Origin of the sequence: Photobacterium chitinilyticum (assembly GCF_004104355.1) — a bacterium.
Taxonomy (GTDB): Bacteria; Pseudomonadota; Gammaproteobacteria; order Enterobacterales; family Vibrionaceae; genus Photobacterium; species Photobacterium chitinilyticum.
Genome location: NZ_RJLM01000040.1, coordinates 1 through 2,660, shown reverse-complemented (window position 1 = coordinate 2,660; position 2,660 = coordinate 1). Strand labels below are relative to the sequence as shown.

General features: G+C 39.6%; 6 protein-coding genes. 4 read left to right on the top strand and 2 right to left on the bottom strand.

Features of this window, described 5'->3' with window-relative positions:
- Positions 1-168 precede the first annotated feature (168 nt).
- Positions 169-567 (top strand): hypothetical protein, encoded by a 399-nt coding sequence (locus EDI28_RS25520; RefSeq protein WP_128786654.1) that lies wholly within the window; start codon positions 169-171, stop codon positions 565-567.
- 21 nt (positions 568-588) lie between these two features.
- Here the strand turns inward: EDI28_RS25520 and EDI28_RS27575 are convergent, their stop codons facing one another.
- On the bottom strand, positions 589-723 hold the full coding sequence (locus EDI28_RS27575) for a hypothetical protein (protein ID WP_267900019.1): 135 nt from the start codon (positions 721-723) through the stop codon (positions 589-591).
- A gap of 8 nt (positions 724-731) precedes the next feature.
- On the bottom strand, positions 732-881 hold the full coding sequence (locus tag EDI28_RS25515; protein WP_128786653.1) for a hypothetical protein: 150 nt from the start codon (positions 879-881) through the stop codon (positions 732-734).
- 72 nt (positions 882-953) lie between these two features.
- Here EDI28_RS25515 and EDI28_RS25510 point away from each other — a divergent pair, with 72 nt between their 5' ends.
- From EDI28_RS25510 to EDI28_RS27065, 3 genes are all read left to right on the top strand, one after another.
- Positions 954-1,301 carry a hypothetical protein gene (locus EDI28_RS25510; protein WP_233353515.1) on the top strand — a complete coding sequence of 116 codons (348 nt, stop codon included), beginning with the start codon at positions 954-956 and terminating at the stop codon, positions 1,299-1,301.
- A gap of 180 nt (positions 1,302-1,481) precedes the next feature.
- Positions 1,482-2,120 carry a hypothetical protein gene (locus tag EDI28_RS25500; RefSeq protein ID WP_233353514.1) on the top strand — a complete coding sequence of 213 codons (639 nt, stop codon included), beginning with the start codon at positions 1,482-1,484 and terminating at the stop codon, positions 2,118-2,120.
- Positions 2,121-2,194: 74 nt separating this feature from the next.
- Complete coding sequence (locus EDI28_RS27065; RefSeq protein ID WP_164918629.1) at positions 2,195-2,353, top strand: hypothetical protein; 159 nt, start codon at positions 2,195-2,197, stop codon at positions 2,351-2,353.
- Positions 2,354-2,660 lie beyond the last annotated feature (307 nt).

The following is a 2,660-nucleotide window of genomic DNA, read 5'->3' as shown; positions in this document are numbered from 1 at the left end:
GTAGCGGTAGCGTGCATGGATGTTGAGTCGGTTACTTTGAGCGCGCCATAACAAAGGTATCAAGGTGACTTGTTTGACTCGGCATTTTTGGTTCGGAGTTCAGTGGGTTTGGAGAGTTGGTCGTGGCGCACCTTATCCCAGGCGTTATAAATCTTTAAAGGAGGCAGTATGTCGGAATCATTATGTAAATGTAATGATGAAGAAAGAAATGTAAAAGTTAAAGTTACTACGTATTGTAGTGAATGTTCTTCGGTAATGGAAAAGTTTACCATTCAAAAGCCATTGAAAGCTCTTGGTTTATCTTTGCTGGTCGCTTATGGTGGTAGTAATTTTATAGATTATGCAATATCTGATAATAGATACCCTCTAAAGGTTGAAGCTGAAATATTTGATTCATGCTTGAATTCATCTGAAAGGCCATTAAAGCACAAAAATTATCGTAATAAGAAATCAATTTGTCTTTGTGCGCTTCAAGATACAATGAATGAAATATCATTCACGCGATATAGTGTTGATGAAGATGGGTTTTTAAATGCTTTTTCGGGGAATGTAAATGGATGTAAGTAAGGGGCTTTCGCCCCTTACTTGTTAGTTATCTAAATAATCATCATTATTAGGGTTATGAGCATCAGCCCAATCATCCATATCAGCATCATTATTAGGATTGTTTATATCAGACCATAGGTCTAGTTCGTCGTCAGACATACTTGATGAGTTTGGCATATATAATCCTATTTCTTGTTGTTTGAGTTTTTATCTGCTGATGATTGTGCTCTTGCACCAAAAGAACCTTTAGGTGTTTGACCGCCATTTGCTTTAGATGTGCTTGATTGAATTCGAGCAGCGGCTTCTGGCGTCATTTGTGATTTTGCTTTAGTCATTTTCTTTTCCTTAATTTAAAAATTACGTCTCCGCTGAGACGACAACTAATCTAACAAAGGCTAATGGGACAAATGGGGACAAAAGAGCTTCAATCAATAATTAAGGTCGAGTTAAACCGTATCGGGTGGTCAATTCGGAAATTTTCAGATGAGTACTTTATCGAATACAACGATGTTGATAATGATGATGAGATGGAGCAGTTCTTTCAAAAGGTTAAGAAGCAATTAGGTCGTTCGAGCTTTAAAAATTGTGAGCTTTTGGATAGTTACTTAGACTTCATTGTTCAACATCCGGATTACTGTAAATCTAGACTTAAACCAACGTTTGCTCCATCTGATGTGCTGTCAGATAAGATGCGTTCTCGGATGTATGATATATCTAAAGAGTTAAGTGAGGCACTTGAGGTCACAGATTTATAACAAGGCAATCAAGGTGATGCGTTACACTCGGCGGTTTTGGTATGGAGTCCCGTGTGCTTTGCTAGTTCGGTGGGGCACACCTTATTGCTGGCGTTATACGATTGGGCTTATCTAACAGTCATGGCTCACCGAGAACCTAAAGCTACTAGTTTTCATATTTGGAGTTATTGAGATTAGACTATGGATGATAATGTTGTAATGCCACTCGTGGATACTTCTCAGCAGGATTGGGCTTCTGATTTTCTAACAAATTCTGATGATAATGTAAGACTTATACTTCCTTCGACAATCACAAGTAAGGCACTGTCTGAGTACATTGTTGGTTTGAGCAATGTAAACGGGGGCTACATTCTGGTCGGTGCGTATTCTAATGAGGGTTATGGTTCGGGCTTTCAAAGCGTAAATCCCGCTCTTATCAACGACGCTAAAGCTTGCATTCAAGGTGTTGATGTTGAGATTCAGGAGCATCACCCTCGTTTTAAACAAGTCTATCTAATCAAAGTCAGTAAAGCTGATTCCATAGCTTTTTCTGAAGGTAGCCCATTTATTATGAAAAATGGAAAGCCTGTTTTGATGTCTGAAAATGTATTGATTAACCGTTTAGGTCTAGGAGTTGACTCATCTTTAATCAACATGATTTCAGACCAAATTACCAAACAGTCAGCAAAAGTTGACGTTCAATCTCAGGAAATAAGTAGGTTAACCGGAGAGTTGAAGGAAAAGGCTAAATTAAAATACCAAATTCCGAGTTTACTTATTGGTGGTTTCGTTGGTTGGATTTTATCGACAGCACTAAATAAGTTGATGGGGATCGGTTAGTTTATCGCCAGAGTTGGTGACAAAATCGTATAACAAAAACATCAAGGTGACGCTTTACACTCGGCGGTTTTGGTATGGAGTCCGATGCGCTTGGTGAGTTCATCGTGGCGCACCTTATGTTCGGCGTTATGCACCTAGAGCCAAGAATTTCAATGGTAGAAAATTCATCGCTTGTTTCCACGATTTCTCTGGCAATTCGTTTGCCGAAAGGCTGCCTGAAAGTCCGGAGTTAAACAGGTTGCTGTTTTCTTTGCTGCCTTTGATTCTGGCAATTCAACATCATAATTTCAACGTTACTCAGCTGTGAAAGTGTTGGCGCATTTCTTTGCCTATTGGTTTGGTGCAGCAGCCAAGCCAGTCCGTATCAGGTTGTCATGCAGGTTTCTCTGGCCCAAATCGTTGAAAGTGAATCGGAATTATCAGAGTCCGGATTTGTTGCCTGTATGCCGCAGATTTATCACGCGTGGAAAGATTTTCGGCCAAGTATGATCGTATTAATGGATGGAGTTGCATAACAAAGGTATCAAGGTGACTTGTTTG

Excerpts from the sequence above, each read along its gene's own strand:
- EDI28_RS25520 (WP_128786654.1), top strand. The coding sequence starts at position 169 with ATGTCGGAATCATTATGTAAATGTAATGATGAAGAAAGAAATGTAAAA.
- EDI28_RS27575 (WP_267900019.1), bottom strand. The coding sequence starts at position 723 with ATGCCAAACTCATCAAGTATGTCTGACGACGAACTAGACCTATGGTCT.
- EDI28_RS25515 (WP_128786653.1), bottom strand. The coding sequence starts at position 881 with ATGACTAAAGCAAAATCACAAATGACGCCAGAAGCCGCTGCTCGAATT.
- EDI28_RS25510 (WP_233353515.1), top strand. The coding sequence starts at position 954 with ATGGGGACAAAAGAGCTTCAATCAATAATTAAGGTCGAGTTAAACCGT.
- EDI28_RS25500 (WP_233353514.1), top strand. The coding sequence starts at position 1,482 with ATGGATGATAATGTTGTAATGCCACTCGTGGATACTTCTCAGCAGGAT.
- EDI28_RS27065 (WP_164918629.1), top strand. The coding sequence starts at position 2,195 with ATGGAGTCCGATGCGCTTGGTGAGTTCATCGTGGCGCACCTTATGTTC.